The following is a 25,270-nucleotide window of genomic DNA, read 5'->3' as shown; positions in this document are numbered from 1 at the left end:
TTGGCATGACGGGGTCGCCGCCCGAGCAATGATGCCATCGAGCGGCAGAGAAGAAGGTGGTGCGGCGCGGGTCATGGCGTGACGGCCAGCCCGGCGGGTTCATTCACCGCTGGCAGGCGCTGCCTCGAAGGTGCTGTTGACGCGCCCATCATCGGAGGTGGTGCTGTCGGCGCCCGAGTCGATGCGCTCGGCCTCCTTGCTGGCCTCGCTCTGGCCCGTGCCGGGTTGCAGGACGCTGCGAACACGGCCCTGCAGCACGGCGGAGTCCCGGGAGAGGTCGGCGCTGAAGCTGTCGCTTTCGACATGCTGGCCATTCTGGGTGATCACGACCGGCACGTCACTCCAGGCGCGATTCTGATCACGGCTGTAGTGCAGGACGTCGGTATCGAGGGTCCAGCGGTCATCGGGCTGGCGCAGTCTGGCATTGCCCTCGAGGGTGAAGGTGTCGCCGCCGGCGCTCAACACGCCACTGTCACCCGTGGCATACCAGCGGCGGTCTTCACTGTCGTTGGTGCGAATCTTCGGGGTCTGCGCCCGGGTCACGTCATCGCCTGGCGTGTGCTCGATATGCGGCGAGGTCATGGACTGGGTCGCCACGCCGCGCGCATCGAAGCGTGTCATGTCTGCCCCGTCGAGATAGTAATCCGGCTCACTGCTGTCGACCTCGACGTTGACGGTCGATTCCAGGCTGTTGCGCTGCTCGATCAGCGCCAGCACGCCACCGACGAGCAGCAACAGCAGCATCAGCCAGAGGCGCGGAGAAGGGCGGGGCAGACGTAACATCAGGGACGCGACTCCTGCAGGTAGGTATCCAGCACCGAGGCCCAGTGGCCCTGTGCCTTGAGCAGCAGATCACAGAGCTCGCGCACGGCGCCATCGCCGCCCTGGCGTGAGGTGACCCAGTTGGCCTCGCTCATCACGTAGGCCATGGCGTTGGGCACGCTGACGCCGAGACCGACACGACGAATGGCCTCGCGGTCCGGCAGGTCATCGCCACAATAGGCGACCTCTTCCAGCTCGATCCCGTGCTCGCGGCACAGGTCGGTCAACGCGACCAGCTTGTCTTCACGGCCCTGGATGACATCCTGAATGCCCAGTTCCTTGGCGCGACGCTCGACCATCGGCGAGCTGCGGCCGGTGATCAGCGCGACGCGAACGCCACTGCGCAGCACCAGCTTGAGGCCATGGCCATCCTGGACGTGGAAGGACTTGGTCTCGACGCCGTTGGCATCGTAGTGCAGACGGTTGTCGGTGAGCACGCCATCGACATCCAGCGCCAGCAGACGCACGCGGCGTGCGCGGTCGATGATGTCCTGCGGATATTCTTCGCTCAGGGAATTCGTGTCGCTCATGGTCTTTCTCCTCGCACTCCGTGCATGCTTGACGCTGTCCTGTGAACGGCGCTGATGGGCGTTGAGCGGTAGCGTCTTGCCGGGACGATCTGCCGTCGAACAGAGACAGCGAACGCCCGCGGGAGTTCAGATCACGCCGCTGGCCAGCAGGCCGTGCATATGGATGGCTCCGATGGGGTGCTCATCCTCGTCACAGACTACCAGAACGCTGATGCGGTTTTCTTCCATGATGCGCACCGCTTCGGCGGCCAGCATGCTGGCGCGCACGGTCTTGCCGCCGCGGGTCATGACATCATCGACCTTCAGCGCGCGCAGATCGCCGTGCTGGTCGAGGGTGCGGCGCAGGTCACCATCGGTATAGACGCCGACCAGGTGGTCGTCATCATCGATCACGCAGGTGAAGCCCATGCCCTGACGCGTGATCTCGAGCAGCGCATCGCGCAGCGGGCTGCCGAGTGCCACGCGCGGCAGGGCATCGCCGTGGTGCATCACGTCCTGAACCCGCAGCAGCAGGCGTCGGCCCAGGCTGCCACCCGGGTGGGAAAGCGCGAATTCCTCGGCAGTGAAGCCGCGGGCCTCCAGCAGTGCCACCGCCAGGGCGTCGCCCATCACCAGCGCGGCGGTGGTCGAGGCGGTCGGTGCCAGATTCAGCGGGCAGGCTTCCTGGGCGACGCTGGTGTCCAGATGCGCCTCGGCGTCACGCGCCAGGGTCGAGCCGGGCTTGCCGGTCATCGAGACCAGCGGGGTGCCCATGCGCTTCAAGAGCGGCAGCAGCGCCGTGACCTCGGCGGTCTCTCCGGAGTTGGACAGCGCCAGCACCACATCGGCCGGCGTGATCATGCCCAGATCGCCATGGCTGGCTTCACCGGGGTGGACGAAGAAGGCCGGCGTGCCGGTGCTGGCCAGGGTGGCGGCGATCTTGCTGGCGACATGGCCGGATTTGCCCATGCCGGTGACGATGACGCGGCCCTTGGTGGCCAGCATCAGCTGACAGGCGCGGTCGAAGTCGTCATCGAGATGGCTTTCGAGCGCGGCGATGGCCGCTTCCTCAATGGCGAAGGTACGGCGGGCGCTGGCGCGAAAATCCGCCTGGCTGGCCGGAGTCTCATCGGCGGCGGACTGGCTTGAAGCAGAGGCGCCAGGCGCGGTGGCGTGCGGAGTGCTGGAAGGCTCGGTCATGATCGAATTGTTGCCTGTGGTTGGCCAGGGCTCAAACCGCGCGGAAAGGGCGTGTCATTCCGCGCGGCGGCGTGGCAAACGATGATGAAGACGCTGCCGTCAGCGAGTCAGGCTGATGGCAAGCCAGGCCGTGTAGGCCAGATAGCAGGCGAGCAGGATAACACCTGGGCCGCGGCCGATGCGCCCACGGCGCTGCCAGATGAGCAGCGCGGCCAGCAGCAGCGTCAGCCCCAGCATCACCGGATAGTCACGGCTGATGGCGCTGCCATCCACCGGGCCCGGCGCCAGCAGGCCCGGCACGGGCAGCACGGCGAGGATGTTGAACAGGTTGGAACCGATGACGTTGCCGATGGCGATGTCGTGATGGCGCTTGAGGGCGCTGGCCACGCTGGCGGCCAGTTCCGGCAAGCTGGTGCCGATGGCGATCACGGTCAGGCCGATGATCAATTCCGGCACGCCGAGTGCCTGGGCGATGTCGGTCGCTCCCCACACCAGCGCACGCGAGCTGGCGATCAGCACCGCCAGCCCGACCAGCAGCCAGAAGATGGCGCGTCCGGTGCTCATCTCGGGCACGTCATCCTGGCTTTCCGCCTCGCTCGGCGAATCGACCTTGAACAGCCACACCAGCGTGAAGACCAGCAGGGCCAGCAACAGGATGCCATCGAGACGCTCGAGCCCGCTGTTGGACAGCGCATAACCGCCCAGCGCCGTGGCCGCCAGCAGCAGCGGCAGCTCGCGGCGCACCAGCCCGAAATGCACCGGGATCGGGGCGATCAACGCCGTGACGCCGAGCACCAGGCCGATATTGGCGATGTTGGAGCCCAGCGCATTGCCGGTCGCGATATCCGGAGTGCCATCAAGAGAGGCCATGATGGAGACGACGATCTCGGGGGCAGAGGTGCCGACGGAGACGATCGTCATCCCGATCAACAGTTTGCTCATCCCGGCGCGCCACGCAGTGGCCGCGGCTCCTTCGACGAAGCGATCAGCACTCCAGACAAGACCAATCAGGCCGATGACGACTGCAAGGATGGGATATAGCATCAGAACTCTCGGGGCAGGGGGCAGGGCGGTGGCGTATCGCCGGGAACCGCGCCATTAAACGCATCCCCCCAATCCTTTGCAAGACAGTGGCCATGTTCCCATTGTCGAGCGTGTTGCCGAGTGCATTGTTGAGCGCATCACCACCCGCGGCACGGCTCTGTTGCCTTGATGAGACTGGCGGCACAGGGGTGGGTTCGGATACGATGTTCGCTAACTAACTTGATCCTTGGATCCCATGACTCGGACATTCGACCTGTTCGCGAGCCGACTGCGTGTGGCTCGTCACGGCGAAGGTCCCTCACAGCGGATGCTTCTATGACTGATTTGCCCGGTCAGACCGCAACCCGGACGGGTGCGGACGGCCAGGATGCGCAGGCTTCTTCACGCGGCGCGGCAGGCGAGATCAATCTCGATGACGCCCTGATTCGTGTCGAAGGCCTGCGGTTCACCCGTGGAGAGCGCGAGATATTCTCCGGCATCGACCTCAAGATCCCGCGCGGCAAGATAACCGCCATCATGGGGCCTTCCGGTACCGGCAAGACGACACTGCTCAAGTTGATCGGCGGCCAGCTGACGCCCTCGGCGGGGCGCGTCGAGATCGCCGGCTTGCACGTGCATGGCCTGTCGCGGCGCGAGCTGTTTCGCATGCGCCGTCGCATGGGCATGCTGTTTCAGAGCGGTGCCCTGTTCTCCGACCTGAGCGTGTTCGAGAACGTCGCCTTCCCGCTGCGCGTCCACACTGATCTCCCTGATGCGATGATTCGTGACATCGTGCTGATCAAGCTCGAGTCCGTCGGGCTGCGCGGCGCGCGTGAATTGATGCCGGCCGAACTCTCCGGCGGCATGACGCGGCGTGTGGCGCTGGCGCGAGCCATCGCGCTGGACCCGGACCTCATCATGTACGACGAGCCCTTTGCCGGGCAGGACCCCATCTCGATGGGCGTGCTGGTCAATCTGATCCGGCGCCTCAACGATGCGCTGGGCATGACGGCGCTGGTGGTCTCGCACGACATCAAGGAAACGCTGACCATCGCCGATTACGTCTATGTGATCGCCGATGGCAAGGTGATGGCGCAGGGCACCCCCGAGGCGCTGAACGCCGAATCGGACCCGCGCGTGGCCCAGTTCATCCACGGCAAGCCGGATGGCCCGGTGCCCTTCCATTATCCCGCCCCGGACTTCGCCGGCGACATTCTCGATGGTCGCGAATCGGCAACCCGCAGGAGAGAGTCATGAGTGGTCTGAATCGTGGCCCGCTCGGGGCCATCACGTCACTGGGCCGCAGCAGCATCGACGTGATCGCGGCCATCGGGCGTGCCGGCATGCTGCTGGTACAGGCCGGCATCGGCATTCCGTCCCGTGAGGGCATCGGCCTGTGGGTGCGGCAGATGCACTTCGTCGGTGTGCTGTCGCTGGCCATCGTGCTGGTCTCGGGGCTGTTCATCGGCATGGTGCTGGCATTGCAGGGCTACACCATTCTGGTCGGTTTCGGCGCCGAGGAGGCGTTGGGGCAGATGGTGTCGCTGTCACTGCTGCGCGAGCTGGCGCCTGTGGTCGCGGCCTTGCTGTTTGCTGGTCGTGCAGGGTCGGCGCTGACGGCGGAGATCGGCCTGATGAAGGCCACCGAGCAGTTGACCAGCATGGAGATGATCGGTGTCGATCCGCTCAAGCGCATCGTCGCGCCGCGCCTGTGGGCCGGTTTCGTCTCGCTGCCACTGTTGACCATCGGCTTCAGTGTCGTCGGCATCTGGGGCGGCAAGCTGGTGGGGGTCGACTGGCTGGGCATCTACGAGGGCGCCTACTGGAGCAGCATGCAGTCGAACGTCGATTTCATCGGTGATGTCATGAACGGCGTCATCAAGTCACTGGTCTTCGGGCTGGTGGTCAGCTGGATCGCCGTCTTCCAGGGCTATGACCTGATCCCGACCTCGGAAGGCATTTCGCGCGCCACCACACGTACCGTGGTTTATTCATCTTTGGCGGTGCTGGGGCTCGACTTTGTCCTCACGGCCGTCATGTTCGGAGAGATTTGATGAAACGTACCCGCATGCTCGAGTTCGGCGTGGGCCTGTTCATACTCGCTGGTTTCCTGGGAATGGTCTTCCTGGGGCTGCGTGTCAGCGGCGTCACGTTCCAGCAGGCCGATGACACCTTCGTGCTCAATGCCAACTTCTCAGGGATCGGAAGCCTCAAGGCGCGGTCAAAGGTCACGATGGCAGGTGTTGCCGTCGGCAGCGTCGAGAAGATCGAGCTGGACCCGAAGTGGTTTGACGCCCGTGTCACGATGAAGCTTGACAGCAGCCTGCGTGGCAAGCTGAGCAAGGACACCACCGCCGCCATCCTGACGTCCGGCCTGCTGGGCGAGCAGTACATCGGCCTGAGCACCGGGGGAGACCCGGACGTGCTGGAGGACGGCGATACCATTCGCGATACCCAGTCTGCACTGGTGCTGGAAGAGTTGATCCAGCAGTTCGTGTCCAATTTTTCGAAGAGCTGATTCTCGAAGCGTTGATTCTCGATGCGCTGTTCATCGAAGTGCAGGCACCCGGCGCACGCGTGTGATGCACCGACAGATCTGACTCGGTGCCTGCGGTTTCACGTTCGAGCACGATGCACATTTTCAAGGAGCAACCCTGATGACCTCTAGCCTCAAGAAGCTGATTCGTCCGTTGAGCGTGCTGAGCCTGTCCGCCCTGATGGCGCTGAGTCCGCTGGCCATGGCCGCCCCGCAGGAGCCGGACGTGCTGCTGCGCGACACGGTCGAGGGCCTGACCACCAAGATCGATAGCCGCGAGAGCTACTACAAGGACAACGTCGACGAGCTGGAAACCCTGGTGGATTCCGCGCTGAAGCCGGTGGTGGATTATCGCTACATCGCCGCCAGCGTGATGGGCAAGTACTTCAAGGGCGCTTCTCCTGAGCAGCGCACCGAATTCTCCAAGGTCTTCCATGACACCCTGATCGGCACCTATGCCAAGGGTCTGGTGAGCTTCGATTACGCCAGGCTGGACGTGAAGGACAGCGAAGGCGAGCGTCGCTATGAAGACCAGGACACCGTCTACATGGACGTAGTCGATACCAAGGGCAAGGTCTACCCGGTGGCCTATTCCATGCGTCTGCGCAACGACGAGTGGAAGGTGGTCAACGTGATCGTCAACGGCGTCAACCTTGGCCTGACCTTCCGCAACCAGTTCGATCAGGCCATGCGTGACAACGGCCGCGACATCGACGCCGTCATCAAGGGCTGGCAGCCGGATGTCGACCTCGAGAAGGGTGAGGGGGATCAGGGCAACAGCTGAGCCCTGTCGTCGCCATGACCATGAAAACTCTCTTCGATCGCGAGGGCGTCACGCTGGAAGCCGGTGACGCACGGCTGAGCCTGAGTGGCCAGCCGGATTTCGACAATGCCGCAGAGCTGGCGGATTCCGGCAGGAAATGGCTGGGGCGCCGCGAGGATGGGGTTTCCATCGATCTGTGCGGCGTGGATAGCGCCAGTACCGCCACCCTGAGCGTGCTGCTCGAGTGGCAGCGCCATTTGGCGGAGCATGGTGGGCATGTCGCTCACCTCGCGCTGTCTCCCGCATTGAGCCGACTGGCGGCAGTCTCCGGACTGGAAAACCTGCTGCCGGGGCTGAATGTCGCCGAGATCAGCGCCGAGCCCCCGCTGTCACTCGAGACGTCCTGAGTCAGCGGCGGCCTGACCGTCTGTCAGGCCGCACCGCTCTGCTGGAGGCTCGAGGCTTGTCCGAATCGCCATTCATGCGCGCGGCAACGTGGAGGCAGCGATTGACTGCCAATCGCGTTCCCGCGCGCTTTTGATTACCATGTGCGGTCATATCGCATCGATCGTCGCGCAAGGATTCCCTGCCACGATCCCGACATGTACCGCGAAGGAGTCACCGCCCGTCATGCAACCAAATGATGTCAAGGCCCTGCTCGAGGCTCGTATCGAGAACGTCGATTTTCATATCCAGGGTGAGGGCTGCAATTTCCAGGTCGTCGCCGTGGGAGATGTCTTTGCCGAGCTGAGCCGCGTCAAGGCCCAGCAGCTGGTCTACTCCGCACTCAATGACGAGATCCGCTCTGGCGCGCTGCATGCCATCAGCATTCGTACCTATACCCCGGCGCAGTTCGAAGCTGCCGCCGGCAACGCTCAGGGTTGACCGGAACATTTCATGGATAAGCTGATCATCACTGGCAACGGGCCGGTCAACGGGGAAGTCTGGGCCAGCGGCGCCAAGAATTCGGCACTGCCCATTCTGGCAGCCACGCTGCTGTCGGAAGGTCCCGTGACCATCAGCAACCTGCCGCATCTGCAGGACATCACGACCAGCCTCGAGCTGCTCGGGCGCATGGGCGTCGAGCCGGTGATGGGCGACAACATGACCGTGCAGCTGGATGGCTCCAAGGTCGAGCATTGTCACGCGCCCTATGACCTGGTCAAGAAGATGCGTGCCTCGATTCTGGTGCTGGGCCCGCTGCTGGCGCACTTCGGCAGTGCCGAAGTCTCGCTGCCGGGTGGCTGCGCCATCGGCTCGCGTCCGGTGGATCTGCACATCCGTGGCCTGGAGGCGATGGGCGCCGAGATCACGGTCGAGAATGGCTACATCCGTGCCAAGGCGCCGGGTGGCCGCCTGAAGGGCGCGCGCATCGTATTTGATGTCGTGACCGTCACCGGCACCGAGAACCTGCTGATGGCCGCGACCCTGGCCGATGGCCGCACCGTGCTGGAAAACGCCGCGCGTGAGCCGGAAGTCGTCGATCTGGCCGAGTGCCTGATCGCCATGGGCGCCAGGATCACGGGCCAGGGCTCCGACACCATCGTCATCGACGGTGTCGAGAGGCTGCACGGCTGTGAATACTCCGTCATGCCGGACCGCATCGAGACCGGTACCTTCCTGGTCGCGGCGGCCGCCTCGCGCGGCAAGGTGCGTGTCACGCGTACGCGTGCCGACACCCTGGACGCCGTACTGGCCAAGCTGGAAGAAGCCGGTGCCACCATCACCACCGGTGATGACTGGATCGAGCTGGACATGCACGGCAAGCGCCCGAAGGCGGTCAATATCCGCACGGCGCCATACCCGGCATTCCCCACCGACATGCAGGCCCAGTTCGTGGCGATGAATGCGGTCGCGGAAGGCACCAGCACCGTGATCGAGACCATCTTCGAGAACCGCTTCATGCACGTGCAGGAGCTCAACCGCATGGGCGCCCACATCGCGCTCGAGGGCAACACCGCAGTCGTGACCGGCACCGAGCGCCTGTCCGGCGCGCCGGTGATGGCGACGGACCTGCGCGCCTCTGCCTCGCTGGTGATCGCGGCGATCGTCGCCGACGGCGAGACCATGGTCGACCGCATCTATCACATCGACCGCGGTTACGAGTGCATCGAAGAGAAGCTGTCCGGGCTGAACGTGATCATCCGTCGCTCCGCCGGCTGATCAGTGCCCCACCTCGCGCTGTCGGCCTTGATTGACCGGCAGCGCGTGCCGAATTCCTACGTACAAGCACGGGCGAATACCCCATGAGCAAGCAACTGGTCGTCGCCCTCTCCAAGGGGCGTATCCTCAAGGAAACCCTGCCGCTGCTGGCTGACGCTGGCATCGAGCCGCTGGAAGATCTCGACAAGAGCCGCAAGCTGCTCTTCGATACCAATCTGCCGGACGTCAAGCTGGTCATCATTCGTGCCACCGACGTGCCGACCTACGTGCAGCTGGGCGCCGCCGATCTCGGTATCGCCGGCAAGGACGTGCTGCTCGAGCATGGTGCCGAAGGCCTGTACGAGCCGCTGGACCTGGAAATCGCCAAGTGCCGCCTGATGACAGCCGGCGTCGTCGGTCAGCAGCAGCAGGGCGCTCGCCGTCGTGTCGCGACCAAGTTCGTCGATGTCGCGCGTCGCTATTACGCCGAGCAGGGCATCCAGGCCGAAGTCATCAAGCTCTACGGCGCGATGGAGCTGGCCCCGCTGATGAATCTGGCCGACGAGATCGTCGATATCGTCGACACCGGCAACACCCTGCGCGCCAATGGCATGGAGCCGCGCGAGCTGATCACCGACATCAGCACGCGTCTGGTGGTCAACAAGGCCTCCATGACCATGAAGCACGATCGCCTCAAGCCGCTGATCGATCGTCTGCGTCAGGCCGTGGAAGCCCGCCGCGAGGTGTGATGGCCGCGCGCTGTCGGCATCGACCCGATGGATACCCAAGGTCGCATAGATGACCGTGGCAGAAGATGACTCTCGAAACGCCAGCTGCCGCCCCTGCTCGTCAAGATGTTCATCATGGTGCTCATCAAGAGTTCATCACGATGCTTATCAAGATGATGCGGGCAGGCGCTGGACAGAGCCCGTCCGGTTCAGCCTTCTCTGCCAAGCAATGAGAAAAGAGGTTCGCATGGATACCTTGATCAACCGGCTTGATAGCCGTGATACCGATTTTACTGCCCGCCTGGACCGCTTGCTGTCATGGGAGGGCGTGTCCGATGCCGAGGTACAGCATCGTGTCACCGACATCCTCGCGCGCGTCAAGCAGGAAGGCGATGCGGCGCTGGTGGAGTTCTCCAACCGCTTCGACCGCCTGAATGTCTCGAGCATGGCCGAGCTGGTCATCGGTGCCGAGCGTCTGGCCCAGGCCTATGCCGACCTGCCGGCGGATCAGCGCGAGGCGCTGGCCGTGGCTGCCGAGCGTGTGCGTGTCTATCACGAGCATCAGAAGCCGGAAAGCTGGTCCTTCAAGGACGAGCACGGCAGCCTGCTGGGCCAGAAGGTCACGCCGCTGGACCGCGCCGGGATCTACGTGCCGGGCGGCAAGGCGGCCTATCCGTCTTCCGTGCTGATGAACGCGATTCCGGCGCATGTCGCGGGTGTGCGCGAGATCATCATGGTCGTGCCGACGCCGGACGGCGTGGTCAATGAGCTGGTGCTGGCCGCGGCGCACCTGGCGGGCATCGATCGTGTCTTCACCATCGGCGGCGCCCAGGCCGTGGCGGCACTGGCCTATGGCACCGAGACCGTGCCGCGCGTCGACAAGATCGTCGGTCCCGGCAACATCTACGTGGCGACTGCCAAGCGTGCGGTGTTCGGTCAGGTCGGTATCGACATGATCGCCGGGCCGTCCGAGATTCTGGTGGTCAGCGATGGCGTGACCGACCCGGACTGGCTGGCGATGGACCTGTTCTCCCAGGCCGAGCACGACGAAGATGCCCAGGCGATCCTGATCGGGTGGGATGACGAGCATCTGGCCGCCGTCGAGGCCTCCATCGAGCGCCTGGCGCCGACCATGGAGCGTGCCGAGATCATCCTGACCTCGCTGCGTGAGCGCGGTGCCCTGATTCGCGTCAGCGGACCGGAGCAGGCGCTGGAGCTGACCAACCGCATCGCGCCGGAGCACCTGGAACTCTCGGTGGCGAATCCGGAGGAGTGGGTCGAGGGCGTGCATCACGCCGGCGCCATCTTCATGGGCTCGCACACCTCCGAGGCGTTGGGCGATTACTGCGCCGGGCCAAATCACGTGCTGCCGACCTCCGGCACCGCGCGCTTCTCCTCGCCGCTGGGCGTCTATGACTTCCAGAAGCGCTCCTCGCTGATCCAGTGCTCGCCGGAAGGCGCGTCAGTGCTTGGGCGTACCGCCTCGGTACTGGCGCGCGGCGAGTCGCTGACGGCGCACGCGCGCAGTGCCGAGAATCGCATTCTCGACTGAGCCTGAGCCAGAAACTGAGACTGAGCCTTGTCTGGTCAGTCAAAAAAGCCCCGCGACGGTCTCCGTCGCGGGGCTTTTGTCATCATGGGGCGGGTGTTCTACTCAAGGCGTCGTGCCGATGGCTCCGCTTCAGCCCTTGTCCTGCAAGGATGGCTCGACGGCCGCCGGCGTGTTGTCGGGAATCGGGCGCTCGCCGACCTTGACGTCGATGTCCAGCGTCTTGCCGTCACGCAGCAGGCGCAACTCCAGCGCATTGCCGGGTTTGACGGCGGCGATGTCGGCCATGGCCAGGCGAGCATCCAGCAGGCGCTTGCCGCCGATGGCGGTCAGGATATCCCCCGGTTGCAGGCCGGCACGCGCGGCAGGGCCATCACGCAGCACGGCGGCTACCACCACGCCTTGCGGGGCGCTCAGGCCGAAGGAGTGCGCCAGCGACGGTGTCAGCTCCTGTACCTCCAGGCCCAGCCAGCCACGAATCACGCGCCCGTGGTCGACCAGCGACTCGAGGATGTCGCGCGCCAGGTTGGCGGGGATGGCGAAGCCGATGCCCTGCGAACCGCCGGAGCGCGAATAGATGGCGGTATTGATGCCGACCAGTGAGCCGTCGGTGTTGATCAGCGCGCCGCCGGAATTGCCGGGGTTGATCGCGGCATCGGTCTGGATGAAGTCTTCATAGGCGTTCAGACCAAGGTGGTTACGTCCGGTGGCCGAGATGATGCCCATGGTGACCGTCTGGCCGACCCCGAAGGGGTTGCCGATCGCCAGCGAGACATCGCCGACGTGGACCTGGGTGGAATCGGCGATCGCCACGGTGGGCAGGTTGTCGAGGTCGATCTTGAGCGCCGCGAGGTCGGATTCCGGGTCCACACCCACGACCTTGGCGAACGTCTCGCGGCCATCGCGCAGGGCGACCTGAATCTGGTCGGCGCCCTGGATGACGTGGTTGTTGGTCAGGATATAGCCGTCACTGGAGAGAATGACCCCAGAGCCCAGGCTCGACAGCATGCGCTGGCTGCGCAGGGCGTCTTCCCCGTAGAACTGGTTGAAGAAGGGGTCGGACATCAGCGGATGCTTGCTGTCGTCCTTGATCTCGCGCGAGGAGTAGATGTTGACCACCGCCGGGGCGGCGGCGTCCACCGCGGCCTGATAGCTGGCCGGGCCGCTGTTGCGCTGCAGCGGCGGTGCTTCACGTAGTACCGGGTCTGCCGACTCCTCGCGCTGCGCCGCTGACAGCGTCAGGCTTGGAGGCGGCAGTACCTGCTGATTGGCGGCAGGGTTCTGTGACGGGCTCGGGTAGGGGGTGTTGCCTGCCTGCTCGTTCTGCTGCGGGGCGGGCTCGCCCAGGCCCAGCGTCGGAAAGCGATCCAGCACGACGACGGCCAGCAGGACGCCGGTGACGACGGGCCACAGTAGCGGGAGCAGTGTGCTGCGAAGAGAACGGGGCATCGGATTACCTGATAAAAAGTCCGCGCACCGACGCGATGCTGCGGACATGAAGATGAATAGCCTGAAGATCCACGTGCCACGCGAAGGGATGGCCCCGGTCAAGGCGCGACACGCTTACATGGCGCCGATGCGCCGTTACAATGCTCGCCAGTGTAACACTCGATGACTCTGACTGCTGGAGGCCCAATGGCTGATCGTGACACGCTGATGAAGGTGCTGGATGGCTGTCTGGAGGCGCAGGCCTTCAAGGACTATACCGTCAATGGCTTGCAGGTGGAGGGGCGCCGTGAGGTGCGCCGCGTGATGACCGGCGTGACGGCCAGTCAGGCGCTGCTCGATGAGGCGCTCGCCTGGCAGGCCGACCTGGTGCTGGTGCACCACGGTTACTTCTGGAAGAACGAGCCGGCACAGATCACCGGCATGAAGCGTCGGCGCCTCAAGACCTTGCTGGCCAATGACATCAATCTGGCGGCCTATCACCTGCCGTTGGATGCGCACCCGACACTTGGCAACAATGCCCAGCTGGCCGAGCGTCTGGGGCTGGTCAGTGAAGGCTGTCTGGATGGCGTGCCCGGGCGTGGCCTGGTGCATGTCGGGCGTCTGGCCGCTGAGGTGGAAGGGCTGGACAGCACCGCGCTGGGGGCCGAATTCAGCCGGCGGCTCGGGCGTGAGGTGCTGGTCGTGGCCGGCCATGATCGTCCCATCAAGCGCATTGCCTGGTGCACCGGCGGCGCTCAGGACTATATCGGCCTGGCCATCGAGGCCGGTGTCGATGCCTTCCTCTCGGGCGAGATTTCCGAGCGCACCACGCATAGCGCCCGTGAAGAGGGAGTGACCTACTTCGCGGCGGGCCATCATGCGACCGAGCGTGACGGTGTGCGGGCCCTCGGCGAGTGGCTGGCCGCCGAGCATGGTGTGGAGCACCGCTTCGTGGATATCGACAATCCGGCGTGACAACTGATGCCGGAAACGACAACGGCCACCTCGAGAGGTGGCCGTTGTCGTTTTCAGATGCCGTGAGTGGTTCACGACAGCAGGACGATTAGATACGCGGCGGGTTGGTAGCCGGTGTCTCGCCTTCACTCGGTTGTGGCTTGAGGCCGAAGTCCTCTGACAGGGTGCCACGGTTGTCGGCGTAATCACGCGGCAGGTCGACCTTGTCGGTCTCGCTGTCGTCCGGCGTGGTGTCAGTGTCCAGCAGGCGGCGCTTGAGCTGGCTGTCATCGCACAGCGCGGTGGCGCCAGTGGCCAGATGCTGGCGCAGCTCATTGCCGGCGCGCTGGATCTGGTCGGTCAGGTCGCTGGCCTTGGAGAAGTGGTCGTTGAGGGCATCGCGGAACTGGGTCAGCTCCAGCTCGCGCTCAGCCAGCTTCTGGCGGGTCTTCTGGTTGCGGGCCACGTTGGCATTCAGCAGGTGGTAGCACAAGGCGCCGATACCGATGCCAGCCAGAAAACAGGCAATGGCCAGGATCCAGTCAATGTTGCTCTCGTTCACGTCGCTCTCCTTGTGTCACGACTGCGGTGATCGTCACCGCTGGGGCATGGTAGCGCTGAGATACGATGCCGGTATTCAATGATGTTCCATCACGCCGATCTCGGGATCGGTCTGGTGTCCAGCAGGTCAGCGCCGCTTGCCGCTGTCCTTCTTGCGTCAGTCTGTCGTGCCGCTTGCGTTTCAAAAGCGTCCACGCGCCATTATATCGGTGTGGTGCAGCGATGCGTCAATTCACGCGGCGCGCGACCTTGGTCGCCTGTCGGCGCAGCCGGCGGGGTGTGGGCGGATGCCAGCTCACGCCCTGCGAGTGATGCGCGCGGCGAAAGCCACGTCGCGCAGCCGATTGCTGGCCGGTGAGTGGGTAAAGTGGCCATCAAGGCGTATAATGCCGCGCAATTTCGTCCTTGCCTGCCCGCCATGTCGGGTCAGGCGTGATCTTGTTCCTTTCATGTCAGGCGTGCGCCAGTGCGTGGTGCCTGACCTGCAGCGGGTTTCTCAATGCCAGCACCGACGCCTCTCGAGAAGTACCAGGCAGACCTCAAGCGTGATGACTTTGCCTACGATGCCGCCCAGGAAGATGCGGTCCGCCATCTGCAGCGTCTCTACGACGACCTCGTGCGCACGCCGCGCCAGACGCCCGACAAGGTGTCCGACGCGACGGGTGGCGGCGGGCTGGGCTCCAAGGTGCGTCGTCTGTTCGGCAAGCCGTCACGCACGGCGCCTGTCGATGAAGCGCCCGAGATCATGGGCCTCTACTTCTGGGGCGGCGTGGGGCGCGGCAAGACCTATCTCGTCGATACCTTCTACGAGAGCCTGCCGTTTGCCGACAAGATGCGCACGCACTTCCACCGTTTCATGCAGCGTGTCCACAATGAACTCGGCCACTACAAGGGCGAGAAGAACCCGCTGACTCTGGTGGCGGCCAAGTTCGCCGTCGAGGCGCGCGTGATCTGTTTTGACGAATTCTTCGTCAAGGACATCACCGATGCGATGATTCTCGCCACCCTGTTCGAAGAGCTGTTCAAGCAGGGCGTGGTGCTGGTCGCGACCTCCAATATCGTGCCGGATGATCTCTACAAGGACGGCCTGCAGCGGGCGCGCTTCCTGCCGGCGATCGACCTGGTCAAGCGACACTGCACAGTGGTCAACGTCGATTCCGGCATCGACTACCGCCTGCGCGCACTGGAGCACGCCGAGCTCTTCCATAGCCCGCTGGGCGACGACAGTGCCGCGCGGCTGGCGCGGGAATTCCGCTCCATCGCCGGTGCCGAAGGCCATGCCGATGAAGGTCTGAGCATCAATCATCGCGTGCTGCACGCCCTGCGTCGCCATGAAGACGTGGTGTGGTTCCACTTCGATGAGCTGTGTGATGGCCCGCGTAGCCAGAATGACTACATCGAGCTGGCGCGTGAGTTCCACACCGTGCTGGTGTCCGAGGTGCCGCAGATGGGGCGCGACAGCGACGACCAGGTGCGTCGTTTCATCAACATGGTCGATGAGTTCTATGACCGTGGCGTCAAGCTGTTGATGAGCGCCGCGACGCCCGTCGAGGACCTCTATACCGGCGGCAACCTGGATTTCGAATTCCAGCGCACGCTGTCACGTCTGCAGGAAATGCAATCGCGTGAGTATCTCGCGCTGCCGCACAAGCCGTGAGACCCGCGGCAAGGGCAAAATAGCCTTTGTGGTAGGCGGGCATGACATGTACAATGCGCGCTCGCTCGAACTGTTGACCGGTTCTCGAGCCATCCTGAGTCATTCACTCCTGATGGGCGAGGGCAGTCTGGAGATGAGAGGTCAGTGACTGCGCAAGCAGCACGCCGCTCGCTGCCAGACGTCGGACAACCAAGAAAAATAGGGATTGGTCGCGCACACAAGTGCAAGACCCGACTATAGGTGATTCATCCATGAAGACGTTTACTGCTAAGCCGCAGTCCGTCCAGCGTGACTGGTTCGTCGTCGACGCAGCCGGCAAGACGCTGGGCCGTATGGCTACCGAAATTGCTCGTCGTCTGCGCGGCAAGCATAAAGCCGAGTACACTCCGCACGTTGATACTGGCGATTACATCGTCGTCATCAATGCCGAGAAAGTCGCTGTGACTGGTCGCAAGGCAGAAGCCAAGACCTACTACCGTCACACCGGTTACCCGGGCGGCCTGCGCTCCATGAACTTCAACCAGATGATCGAGCACAAGCCTGAGCGCGTGATCGAACTGGCTGTCAAGGGCATGTTGCCGAAGGGCCCGCTGGGTCGTGCCATGCAGTCCAAGCTGAAAGTCTATGCTGGCTCCGAGCATCCGCACGCTGCGCAGCAGCCGCAAGAACTGAACATCTGAGGGAAGCATCGCCATGACACAGCAGCACTACGGTACCGGGCGCCGCAAGACTTCTACCGCGCGCGTCTTCCTGAAGCCGGGCACCGGCAAAATCACCGTCAACCAGCGTGACCTGAACGACTACTTCGGTCGTGTGACAGGCCGCATGGTTGTCCGTCAGCCGCTCGAGCTGACCGAAACTACCGAACAGTTCGACGTCTACGTCACTGTTGCTGGTGGTGGTGGTTCTGCTCAAGCCGGCGCTATCCGTCACGGCATCACTCGTGCCCTGATGGCTTACAACGAAGACTTCCGTCCGGCCCTCCGCGCCGCCGGTTACGTCACTCGTGACGCCCGTGAAGTCGAGCGTAAGAAAGTCGGCCTGCGCAAGGCCCGTCGTCGTCCGCAGTTCTCCAAGCGTTAAGAGAACTCGCGTCGACCACAAGAACGTCCAGTGCCCGCAAGGGTGCTGGACGTTTTTTTTGCGGTCTCGCTGCACGATTGACGAAAGCGGCTTTGGTCAAGGTGGCTTTCTTGAGTTGTGAGCGCTCTGTTCTTGCCCTTTAATACAAGCAAGCATCAAGTGCTCGGCAAGTGGATGGCCCAGCATCAAGCGGTAGTGTTTGGGAGATAACAATAAAATGTCAGATCAAGCTGTGAACCGAGGGCGACGCCGCTTCCTCGTCAGCGCAACCACCGTGGTCGGGGCGGTAGGGGTGGTCGGTATCGCAACGCCCTTCCTGGCGTCCTGGCAGCCAAGTGCGCGTGCCCGTGCGGCAGGCGCGCCTGTCACGGCGGATATCTCGCGGCTGGCACCCGGCCAGCAGATGACCATCGAATGGCGCGGCAAACCGGTGTGGGTGGTGCGTCGCACCCCCGAGATGATCGCCGATATCCGCGCCATCCCCCCCGCAGAGCTGCAGGACCCCGAGTCTCTGCGTCCCCAGCAGCCCCCGTATGTCGATGCCGTGCTGCGCTCCATCAAGCCGGAATATGTGGTGTTGGTGGGTATCTGCACGCACCTGGGCTGCTCGCCTGGCTATCGTCCCGAGATCGGCGCGGCGGATCTCGGTGCGGACTGGCCGGGCGGCTATCTGTGTGCCTGTCATGGGTCCAAGTTCGATCTCGCCGGGCGAGTCTTCACTGGAGTGCCGGCGCCTTCGAATCTGGAGGTGCCGCCGCATCGCTACGAGAGTGAGCAGGTGCTGGTGGTGGGTGTCGACGAGGAGGCTGCCTGATGGGGAATCCAAACCGTGCCAAGGCGCCACGCGGCATCATGCGCTGGATCGATGACCGCTTGCCGGCCACCCAGTTTCTGCAGGACCATCTGACCGGCTACTACGCGCCGAAGAACTTCAACTTCTTCTACTTCTTCGGCTCGCTGGCCTTGCTGGTGCTGGTCAATCAGATATTGACCGGCATCTGGCTGACGATGAGCTATACGCCGAGTGCCGAGGAGGCCTTTGCCTCCATCGAGTACATCATGCGCGATGTGGAGTACGGTTGGCTGATCCGCTACATGCATTCCACCGGCGCCTCGGCCTTCTTTGTTGTCATCTATCTGCACATGTTCCGTGGCCTGCTGTATGGCTCCTACCGTGCGCCTCGCGAGCTGGTCTGGATCTTCGGCATGTGCATCTATCTGGCGCTGATGGCCGAGGCCTTCATGGGCTATCTGCTGCCCTGGGGGCAGATGTCCTACTGGGGCGCGCAGGTGATCATCTCGCTGTTCACGGCGATTCCGGTCATCGGGGCAGATCTGGCGCAGATGATACGTGGCGACTACCTGATCTCGGGGATCACCCTGAACCGCTTCTTTGCGCTGCATGTCATCGCCTTGCCGCTGGTGATCGTCGGGCTGGTGGTGCTGCATCTGGTGGCGCTGCACGAGGTTGGCTCCAACAATCCCGATGGCATCGAGATCAAGGACCGGAAGGATGAGGCGGGGCAGCCGCTGGATGGCATTCCGTTCCATCCCTATTACACGGTGAAGGACCTCGTCGGTGTCGGCGTCTTCCTGTTCGTGTTCTGTGCGGTGATCTTCTACTTCCCCGAAGGCGGCGGCTACTTCCTGGAGACGCCGAACTTCGAGCCGGCCAATTCGCTCAAGACGCCCGAGCACATCGCGCCGGTGTGGTACTTCACGCCGTTCTACGCCATGTTGCGCGCGGTCAATTACCCGCTGTTCGGCGTGGATGCCAAGTTCTGGGGCGTGGTGGTCATGGGGCTGGCGATCGCCATCCTGTTCGTGCTGCCGTGGCTGGATCGCTCGGCGGTGCGCTCGATCCGCTACAAGGGCTGGCTGTCGCGTATCGCCATCGTCATCTTCGTGGTCAGTTTCGTGACGCTGGGCGTGCTGGGAGTGATGCCGCCCACGCAGGAGCGCACGATCATCGCGCAGCTGGCGACCGTGGCATATTTCGCCTTCTTCATACTGATGCCGCTGTATACGCGCTTCGAGACGACGCGAGCGGTGCCTGACAGGGTGACGGACCGATGAGCGCGTTGATGGGTGGGTCAAGGAAGTGGCTCAAACGCGGGCTGGCAGCAGGGTTGCTGGCCGTAGTGAGCCTGATGGGGTCGGGCATGGTGAGCGCGGCGAGCAGCGCGGTGCCGCTGGAGACGATGCAGCCGGATCTGCATGATCAGCCCTCGCTGCAGCGAGGCATGCAGCTTTACACCAATTACTGCCTCGGCTGTCATAGCCTGCAGTATCAGCGTTACTCGCGTGCCGCAGAGGACCTGGGGATGCCCGAGGACCTGGTCGAGCAATATCTGATTCTCTCGCCAGCGCTCAAGATCAATGACACCATGCGCACGGGCATGCAGAAAGAAGACGCGGCCGGCTGGTTCGGCACGCCGCCACCGGATCTGTCGCTCGAGGCGCGTCTGCGCGGCACTGACTGGATCTACACCTATCTGAAGAGCTTCTATCGCGATGCGTCACGTCCGTGGGGCGTGAACAATGCGGTCTTCCCCCAGGTCGGCATGCCGCATGTGCTGGAGTCGCTGCAGGGCGTGCAGGAAAAGGTCTGTGGACAGAGTGACCTGGCGGTAGCGGGGGCGGAGATCGATCCCGACACGGGGCGTTATGCGTCCTGTGATATTCTAGAGATCACCCAGCCTGGCAGCATGACGGCAGGGGAGTTTGATCAAGCGATGTGGGATCTGACCAATTTTTTGGCCTATGTCGGCGAGCCTTCGCGACTCAAGGCTGAGAGCATGGCCCCCAAGGTGTTAATATTTATTCTGATCTTTACCTTGCTGGCGTATCTTCTCAAGAAGGAATACTGGCGCGACATTCATTGATGGCCCCCGGGGCGGGGTCTCAGTGATAATGGCGAGCCGGCAGTGACGGGCGCGCGGCTGATCAGTCGCGCGCCCGCTTGCGTCGCCTTGAGGTGGCGCAGGCTGACCCTCTGGCAGGGCCCGTTGTGACAAGGGCAGGCCAGAGGAAACTTATCCCCGTTTGTCAGGCCAAAAGCTGACACGGGCATGTCTCGAACAGATGCGAGGACAGTTTCATGGGTGTTGTGGCCAAGCGTTCATCGATGACCTTCTACTCCGGTGGTGACGACCACTTCAGCCACCGTGTACGGATCGTGCTGGCCGAGAAGGGTGTGGCAGTCGATATCATTGATGTGGATGATGACAGCCGTCCGGCCGAACTGGCCGACCTGAACCCGTACAACAGTGTGCCGACGCTGCTGGATCGCGACCTGGTGCTCTACGAGTCCAAGGTCATGATGGAATATCTGGACGAGCGTTTCCCGCATCCGCCGCTGTTGCCGGTGTATCCGGTGGCGCGCGCCCAGAGCCGTCTGTGGATGCATCGCATCGAGCGCGAATGGGTGCCGATGATGGAAACCATCCAGACAGGCACCAAGAAGGAAGCCGACAAGGCGCGCAAGGAATTGCGTGAAAGCCTGATCGGCATTTCCCCGATCTTCGACGACATGCCGTTCTTCATGAGCGACGAGTTCTCGCTGGTGGACACCTGCATTGCCCCGATCCTGTGGCGCTTGCCGACACTGGGAATCGAGCTGCCGGAGAAGCAGGTCAAGCCGCTGCTGACCTACATGGAGCGGTTGTTCGGGCGTGATGCCTTCAAGGCGTCGCTGTCCGAGGCCGAGCGCGAGATGCGCATCTGATCCGTGCGTGATCCTTCGGTCACTGATCGATCGGTCACGCATTCGGGCTTTCGCCCTCGCTCATCAGTCTGTGGATGATGGATATGAGCGATGTGCGGGGCGTTGGCCCGTTGGCGGAATGGACTTCGGTCGTCGCTGACACTCATTGCAGTTCAAGAGGTTCTCCCATGCTTTCCAGTCGCCCTTATCTGGCACGCGCACTCTACGAGTGGCTGCTGGATAACGACAATACGCCGTACATCGTGGTGGACGCCGAGCAGGAAGGTGTCCAGGTACCGCGTCAACACGTCCAGAACGGCCAGATCGTGCTCAATATCGCACCCGGTGCGGTGCGTGATCTGTTGATCGCCAATGAAGGGGTCAGCTTCAATGCCCGCTTCGGTGGTCAGCCGATGCACGTCAGCGTGCCGACGGCGGCCCTGGTCGCGCTGTATTCGCGTGAAAACGGTGTCGGTATGGTCTTCGGTCACGAGCCGGTGATGCCGGGTGCCGATGAGATGACATTCGGTGAAGCCGCGCCAGATGCCGAGCCGGCCGCCGCAGCGCGCCCGACGCTGGCCAGTGTCGGCAGTGCGCCCGCCGAGGAAGAGGTGCCTGCCTCGGAATCAGCGGATGCGTCCGTCGAGCCAGGCTCAGGCGCTGATGCCGAAGCCGCCGATGAAGAGCAGGCGTCGGACTCGGCCAGCGACGAGCAGGGTGCTGATGACAATGATCAGCCCAAGCCGCCGCGCAAGGGGCGTCCGTCGCTGCGCGTGATCAAGTAATCACGTCGGCAGGTGGGAGCGATGGATGAGGGTTGGCCATTGTCCGCCTGATGTCGCTCCTGTCATGAAAAATGCCCCGCAGGCTTCGGCCTGCGGGGCATTTTTCATTCTGGGCACTATTTAATCAGGGCACTTTTCGTTCAGGGCGCTTTTCGTTCAGCGCACTTTGCATGTCAGGCACGCAAGGTGCACCACCTCGATCAGTCGAGGTACTCGAAGACCTTGGCGATACGCTGGATGCCGCCGACTTCAGAGACCTTGCTGACGATCTGGTCGGCTTCGGCGCGGGTCACGATACCCATCAGGTAGACGCTGGCATTCTCGGTGAGTACCAGGATGCGGCCGGAGTCGATGTTGGCATCCGCCGCCAGCGTGGCCTTGACGCGCGTGGTCAGCCAGGTGTCCTGCACGCGCTGGCTGGCCGGGGCATTGGCGCTGATTTCCAGCGCGTTGTGCACCTGGCGCACGCGGCGCACATCCTTGGCGATGTCCGTGGCCTTCTGCTTCAGCTCGTCGCTGGCGACCTGGCCGGTCAGCAGCACCATGCCGTTGTAGGAGTTCACGTTGACGTGGGCATCATTGAAGCGTGCATCGGTCTTGCCGAGATTGACCTCGATCTTGGTCTCGATGCTCTCGTCTTCCACCTGAGCGCCCAGGGTGCGATCGCCATAGTCTTCGTCGATCGGGCCGCTGTTGGTCAGGTCGGCGACGGTGGTGCAGCCGGCTAGCGTCAGGAAGCCGGCGGTGGCCATGAGGGAAAGCAGGTTCTTGGGCGTCATGCCGTTTTCTCCTGGTGAATGCCGTGGGGCGCGCGGATTACTCGTTGCTGCCGAACAGCTGATGATCAATCAGGTCGCACAGGCAGTGGATGGCCAGCAGATGGACTTCCTGGATGCGTGCCGTAGAGGTGGCGGGGACACGAATCTCGCAGTCTTCACTGCCCAGCAGTGACGCCATGTCGCCACCGTCACGACCGGTCAAGGCGACGACACGCATGTCACGGTCGTGAGCCGCCTGGATGGCCTGCACCACGTTGGCGGAGTTGCCGCTGGTGGAGATGGCCAGCAGGATGTCGCCGGGCTGACCCAGGGCGCGGATCTGCTTGGAGAACACCTCGTTGTAGCTGTAGTCGTTGGCGATGGACGTCAGCGTGGAGGTGTCGGTGGTCAGCGCGATGGCCGGCAGACTCGGGCGCTCACGCTCGAAGCGGTTGAGCAGCTCGGAGGAGAAATGCTGGCTGTCGCCGGCGCTGCCGCCGTTGCCGCAGGCCAGGATCTTGCCGTCATTGACCAGGCTGTGGACCATCATCTGGCTGGCCGCTTCGATGAAGGGCGGCAGCACTTCGCTGGCGTAGGTCTTGGTGTCAATGCTGGCGTTGAAGTGGCCGAGAATACGCGATTGGAAATCCATGATGGCTCTTGGTCGTTGGCTTCAGAACGCTTCGAAGGCGTGGCGAATCCAGTGAATGGAACGAGGGGAGGTCCCCTCCACGCCTACCACGTCGAAGCGGCAGGAACATGATAGCCCGTGCTGGGCCAGATAAAAACGCGCGGCAGTGATCAGCCGGCGTTGCTTGGTATGGGTCACGCTTTCCAGTGCGCTGCCGAAGCGGGAGTTGGCCCGGTAGCGCACCTCGATGAAGACCAGGGTCTCTGCGTCACGCATGATCAGGTCGATCTCGCCTCCCTTGGCATGCTGGTTGCGCGTGACGGGTGTCAGGCCACGCGCTGCCAGCCATTGTTCTACCTCTGCCTCGATGACGGCGCCGCGCGCTCGGGCGCGACGCTGGGGAGGCGGGTGCGCCTTGCCAGAGGGCGAGTCGGCGCGTGCCATGTCAGGGCGTGTAGGCTTCGACGGTGCGGCTGTTGGCGCCTTTCAGTGGCGGACGCGGTACGCCACCTCTGAATTCAGCCCAGGGCAGCGTGCGCTCGATGCGGCCATCGTGGCGCGGGAAGAGGCTGCCGGTGGCGCCGAAGAGTTCGCCGCCCGCACCGGCCAGCATCAGCGGTACGCGCTGGGCCAGACGATAGGCATCGACCCCCATGGCGTTGAGCTTGAGCATGCGCGGTGAAGCATCGGACAGGGCGCGGTAGGTGTCGACTTCCGGCAGGGACGCCTTGCCGCCGGAGGAGGCCTCCGGCACTTCCCAGGGGATGTCCACGAAGTCGACGCCATTGAGGTCGCCATCCTGATCGGGCTGCGGTGCGCCGTCATAGAGATGGGAGGTGCCGTAGATCGGCAGGTCGCCCGCGTAGTAGAAGTCCAGCATCGGCGGCACCTGACGCGCATAGCTCGGCAGTGCCAGTAGGAAGATCATGTCGATGTTGCCGGAATGGGCGCGGCCGTATTTGCTGCCGGATTTCTTGGCGGACTTCATGCGCGCCTGGTCCTGGCTCGAGACCGACAGCAGGTCCTTGACGGCTGCGCTGACGGCGCCCTTGGGGTTGTAGCGCTCGACGGAGACGATGTCGCCGCCTTCCTGCTCGAAGCGGTCGCGGAAGGCGCTGTAGACGCGCTGGCCCCAAGCATTGTTGGGCACCAGCGCGGCGGCGCCACGATGGCCGTCGAGTGCGGCGCGCATGGCGACCTGGCGGGCTTCGTCCTCGGCGGACAGGCCGTACTGGAACAGGTTGTCGGCACGGTTGCTGTCATGGGTGCCGTAGTTGAGGGCCAGTGTCGGCAGCGGCAGGCTGTTCTGGGTCTCGAGCTGACTGACCAGCTTCTTGTCCAGCGGGCCGAGCACGACCTGGGCGCCATCCATGGTGGCACGGGCATACAGGGTCTTGAGGTCCGCGCTCGAGGTGTCATAGAAGCTCAGCTGCGGCGTGGCCTCGGCATTGTCGATGGCGCTGCGATGGCGTGCCTCGATGCCTTCACGGATGGCCTGGGCGATCCGCTTGAGCGAGCCGGACTCGGGCAGGAAGACGGCAATCTTGCGCACTTCCTGGCCGGAGAGCTCGCGCAGGTCGAGAATGCCCTGCGGCATCTGGCGTGCGGCGGGATGCTGCGGGTTGGCGTCCGACCAGTCGTTGATGGCGGAGAACATCTGGTCGATGTTGCCGCCGAAGCGACGCTGCAGGCGCAGCAGGTCCGTCCAGCCACTGGCGGTGGGGCTGGCACTGGCCAGCTCATTGAGCTGACTGGGCGAGAGGCGCGTGAGCTGCTCCCACAGGGTGTCGTTGATGCTCAGGTCATCGCTGTCGGCCTGCAGGGCGATCAGGGTCTGGGCACTGGCCAAAGGTTCGCCGACCATGCCGAGCGCCAGGCCGCGACGCTTGCGCAGTGTGCGCTGGTCATCGCTGGACATCTGGATGCCGTCCTCGAGCACCGAGGTGGCCAGGATCGTGTTCCAGCCGTCCTGCTGCTCAAGCGCGATGCGCGACAGCAGCAGGGCCCATTGCACGCGTTCCTGCGGCTCGAGGCTTGTTGGATCGATGTCGGATGCGATGGTGATCGCCTGCGCGTTGTCGCCGCTGCGTGCTAGGATGTCCGCAGCTTGCAGGCGCGTACTGGCCGCTTGCTGACCCTGTTGCTGCTCGGCCTGAGCGAGCAGGGCATCGGCCCCGGGGCCGCTGGAAAGCGGTGACTGTCCGGCACACCCTGCCAGCAGCAGGGCGGAGGCGGCGAGGCCCGCCAGCGTGCGCAGGCCGGAACGTGAACGGCGCGCGGCCTCCTGCCGGATGGCTGACGAAGTGCCCAGCGTATTGGCTGATGCACGATTCCATGTCTGGCGCATGTACGACGGTCCCTTGGCTGATGGGCGATGTGGTCAGGACTGCATCGCCGCCTACTGTGATGAAGGGTGAAAGGCATCATGGCACTCG

General features: G+C 63.7%; 28 protein-coding genes. 18 read left to right on the top strand and 10 right to left on the bottom strand.

Going from position 1 to position 25,270, the window contains the following annotated elements; translation table 11 throughout:
- Positions 1–99 precede the first annotated feature (99 nt).
- From lptC to MSG32_RS10790, 4 genes are all read right to left on the bottom strand, one after another.
- Entirely contained in the window at positions 100–783 is a 684-nt protein-coding gene (lptC, locus tag MSG32_RS10805) for an LPS export ABC transporter periplasmic protein LptC (RefSeq protein WP_248379522.1), read from the bottom strand.
- The gene (locus MSG32_RS10800) at positions 783–1,352 is read right to left on the bottom strand and encodes an HAD hydrolase family protein (protein WP_052384400.1); all 570 of its coding nucleotides are present in this window, start codon (positions 1,350–1,352) and stop codon (positions 783–785) included. The genes lptC and MSG32_RS10800 overlap by 1 nt, the downstream gene beginning before the upstream one ends.
- A gap of 126 nt (positions 1,353–1,478) precedes the next feature.
- On the bottom strand, positions 1,479–2,531 hold the full coding sequence (locus MSG32_RS10795) for a KpsF/GutQ family sugar-phosphate isomerase (RefSeq protein WP_248379520.1): 1,053 nt from the start codon (positions 2,529–2,531) through the stop codon (positions 1,479–1,481).
- 99 nt (positions 2,532–2,630) lie between these two features.
- Positions 2,631–3,575 (bottom strand): calcium/sodium antiporter, encoded by a 945-nt coding sequence (locus MSG32_RS10790; RefSeq protein WP_043332549.1) that lies wholly within the window; start codon positions 3,573–3,575, stop codon positions 2,631–2,633.
- 315 nt (positions 3,576–3,890) lie between these two features.
- On the opposite strand from MSG32_RS10790, the gene MSG32_RS10785 reads away from it, so the two are divergent.
- From MSG32_RS10785 to hisD, 9 genes are all read left to right on the top strand, one after another.
- The gene (locus tag MSG32_RS10785; protein ID WP_082388135.1) at positions 3,891–4,811 is read left to right on the top strand and encodes an ATP-binding cassette domain-containing protein; all 921 of its coding nucleotides are present in this window, start codon (positions 3,891–3,893) and stop codon (positions 4,809–4,811) included.
- The gene (mlaE, locus tag MSG32_RS10780) at positions 4,808–5,608 is read left to right on the top strand and encodes a lipid asymmetry maintenance ABC transporter permease subunit MlaE (RefSeq protein WP_043332547.1); all 801 of its coding nucleotides are present in this window, start codon (positions 4,808–4,810) and stop codon (positions 5,606–5,608) included. The genes MSG32_RS10785 and mlaE overlap by 4 nt, the downstream gene beginning before the upstream one ends.
- The gene (gene mlaD, locus MSG32_RS10775; protein WP_043332545.1) at positions 5,608–6,072 is read left to right on the top strand and encodes an outer membrane lipid asymmetry maintenance protein MlaD; all 465 of its coding nucleotides are present in this window, start codon (positions 5,608–5,610) and stop codon (positions 6,070–6,072) included. The genes mlaE and mlaD overlap by 1 nt, the downstream gene beginning before the upstream one ends.
- A 139-nt stretch (positions 6,073–6,211) precedes the next feature.
- Complete coding sequence (locus tag MSG32_RS10770; RefSeq protein WP_043332543.1) at positions 6,212–6,874, top strand: ABC transporter substrate-binding protein; 663 nt, start codon at positions 6,212–6,214, stop codon at positions 6,872–6,874.
- Between the two features lie 14 nt (positions 6,875–6,888).
- Positions 6,889–7,260 carry an STAS domain-containing protein gene (locus tag MSG32_RS10765; protein WP_054555102.1) on the top strand — a complete coding sequence of 124 codons (372 nt, stop codon included), beginning with the start codon at positions 6,889–6,891 and terminating at the stop codon, positions 7,258–7,260.
- A 223-nt stretch (positions 7,261–7,483) separates the two neighbouring features.
- The gene (locus MSG32_RS10760) at positions 7,484–7,738 is read left to right on the top strand and encodes a BolA/IbaG family iron-sulfur metabolism protein (protein ID WP_043332541.1); all 255 of its coding nucleotides are present in this window, start codon (positions 7,484–7,486) and stop codon (positions 7,736–7,738) included.
- Positions 7,739–7,750: 12 nt separating this feature from the next.
- Positions 7,751–9,016, top strand: coding sequence for a UDP-N-acetylglucosamine 1-carboxyvinyltransferase (murA, locus tag MSG32_RS10755; RefSeq protein ID WP_192838344.1), 1,266 nt, complete (start codon positions 7,751–7,753; stop codon positions 9,014–9,016).
- A gap of 83 nt (positions 9,017–9,099) precedes the next feature.
- Complete coding sequence (hisG, locus tag MSG32_RS10750; protein WP_248379517.1) at positions 9,100–9,744, top strand: ATP phosphoribosyltransferase; 645 nt, start codon at positions 9,100–9,102, stop codon at positions 9,742–9,744.
- Positions 9,745–9,970: 226 nt separating this feature from the next.
- Positions 9,971–11,275 carry a histidinol dehydrogenase gene (gene hisD / locus MSG32_RS10745; RefSeq protein ID WP_248379514.1) on the top strand — a complete coding sequence of 435 codons (1,305 nt, stop codon included), beginning with the start codon at positions 9,971–9,973 and terminating at the stop codon, positions 11,273–11,275.
- 129 nt (positions 11,276–11,404) lie between these two features.
- On the opposite strand, the gene MSG32_RS10740 is transcribed toward hisD, so the two are convergent.
- Positions 11,405–12,721 carry a Do family serine endopeptidase gene (locus MSG32_RS10740; RefSeq protein WP_248379512.1) on the bottom strand — a complete coding sequence of 439 codons (1,317 nt, stop codon included), beginning with the start codon at positions 12,719–12,721 and terminating at the stop codon, positions 11,405–11,407.
- Between the two features lie 186 nt (positions 12,722–12,907).
- Here MSG32_RS10740 and MSG32_RS10735 point away from each other — a divergent pair, with 186 nt between their 5' ends.
- On the top strand, positions 12,908–13,675 hold the full coding sequence (locus MSG32_RS10735; protein ID WP_248379510.1) for a Nif3-like dinuclear metal center hexameric protein: 768 nt from the start codon (positions 12,908–12,910) through the stop codon (positions 13,673–13,675).
- Positions 13,676–13,763: 88 nt separating this feature from the next.
- Here MSG32_RS10735 and MSG32_RS10730 read toward each other — a convergent pair whose 3' ends face one another.
- The gene (locus tag MSG32_RS10730) at positions 13,764–14,216 is read right to left on the bottom strand and encodes a DUF1043 family protein (protein WP_043332529.1); all 453 of its coding nucleotides are present in this window, start codon (positions 14,214–14,216) and stop codon (positions 13,764–13,766) included.
- Positions 14,217–14,714: 498 nt separating this feature from the next.
- Here MSG32_RS10730 and zapE point away from each other — a divergent pair, with 498 nt between their 5' ends.
- The 8 genes from zapE to MSG32_RS10690 all read left to right on the top strand — a co-directional run bounded on the left by zapE (position 14,715) and on the right by MSG32_RS10690 (position 21,446).
- The gene (gene zapE, locus MSG32_RS10725) at positions 14,715–15,872 is read left to right on the top strand and encodes a cell division protein ZapE (protein WP_043332526.1); all 1,158 of its coding nucleotides are present in this window, start codon (positions 14,715–14,717) and stop codon (positions 15,870–15,872) included.
- 251 nt (positions 15,873–16,123) lie between these two features.
- Complete coding sequence (gene rplM / locus MSG32_RS10720) at positions 16,124–16,552, top strand: 50S ribosomal protein L13 (protein WP_043332524.1); 429 nt, start codon at positions 16,124–16,126, stop codon at positions 16,550–16,552.
- A gap of 13 nt (positions 16,553–16,565) precedes the next feature.
- Positions 16,566–16,955 (top strand): 30S ribosomal protein S9, encoded by a 390-nt coding sequence (gene rpsI / locus MSG32_RS10715; protein WP_043332522.1) that lies wholly within the window; start codon positions 16,566–16,568, stop codon positions 16,953–16,955.
- A gap of 217 nt (positions 16,956–17,172) precedes the next feature.
- Positions 17,173–17,769 carry a ubiquinol-cytochrome c reductase iron-sulfur subunit gene (gene petA / locus MSG32_RS10710; RefSeq protein WP_043332520.1) on the top strand — a complete coding sequence of 199 codons (597 nt, stop codon included), beginning with the start codon at positions 17,173–17,175 and terminating at the stop codon, positions 17,767–17,769.
- Positions 17,769–19,031, top strand: a complete 1,263-nt coding sequence (locus MSG32_RS10705) for a cytochrome bc complex cytochrome b subunit (RefSeq protein ID WP_248379505.1) — start codon at positions 17,769–17,771, stop codon at positions 19,029–19,031. The genes petA and MSG32_RS10705 overlap by 1 nt, the downstream gene beginning before the upstream one ends.
- Positions 19,028–19,840: a cytochrome c1 gene (locus tag MSG32_RS10700; RefSeq protein WP_248379503.1), complete on the top strand. Its 813-nt coding sequence runs from the start codon at positions 19,028–19,030 to the stop codon at positions 19,838–19,840. Before MSG32_RS10705 ends, MSG32_RS10700 begins: the two co-directional genes overlap by 4 nt.
- A 215-nt stretch (positions 19,841–20,055) precedes the next feature.
- Entirely contained in the window at positions 20,056–20,682 is a 627-nt protein-coding gene (gene sspA, locus MSG32_RS10695; protein ID WP_043332516.1) for a stringent starvation protein SspA, read from the top strand.
- Positions 20,683–20,849: 167 nt separating this feature from the next.
- Entirely contained in the window at positions 20,850–21,446 is a 597-nt protein-coding gene (locus MSG32_RS10690) for a ClpXP protease specificity-enhancing factor (RefSeq protein WP_248379500.1), read from the top strand.
- Positions 21,447–21,646: 200 nt separating this feature from the next.
- Here MSG32_RS10690 and MSG32_RS10685 read toward each other — a convergent pair whose 3' ends face one another.
- From MSG32_RS10685 to MSG32_RS10670, 4 genes are read right to left on the bottom strand one after another with little or no spacing between them, the layout of a single operon-like run.
- Positions 21,647–22,225, bottom strand: coding sequence for a BON domain-containing protein (locus MSG32_RS10685; RefSeq protein ID WP_054555092.1), 579 nt, complete (start codon positions 22,223–22,225; stop codon positions 21,647–21,649).
- A gap of 37 nt (positions 22,226–22,262) precedes the next feature.
- Positions 22,263–22,856 carry a phosphoheptose isomerase gene (locus MSG32_RS10680; protein ID WP_248379497.1) on the bottom strand — a complete coding sequence of 198 codons (594 nt, stop codon included), beginning with the start codon at positions 22,854–22,856 and terminating at the stop codon, positions 22,263–22,265.
- 21 nt (positions 22,857–22,877) lie between these two features.
- A complete protein-coding gene (locus MSG32_RS10675) occupies positions 22,878–23,279 on the bottom strand; it encodes a YraN family protein (RefSeq protein ID WP_248379495.1) in 402 nt (133 codons plus the stop codon).
- Position 23,280: 1 nt separating this feature from the next.
- Complete coding sequence (locus tag MSG32_RS10670; protein ID WP_248379494.1) at positions 23,281–25,182, bottom strand: penicillin-binding protein activator; 1,902 nt, start codon at positions 25,180–25,182, stop codon at positions 23,281–23,283.
- Between the last annotated feature and the right edge of the window lie 88 nt (positions 25,183–25,270).

Source organism: Cobetia sp. 1CM21F (assembly GCF_023161745.1).
GTDB classification, from domain to species: Bacteria; Pseudomonadota; Gammaproteobacteria; order Pseudomonadales; family Halomonadaceae; genus Cobetia; species Cobetia amphilecti.
Note: the sequence above shows the minus strand (reverse complement) of the source record. Positions and strands in the feature narration are given on the sequence as shown.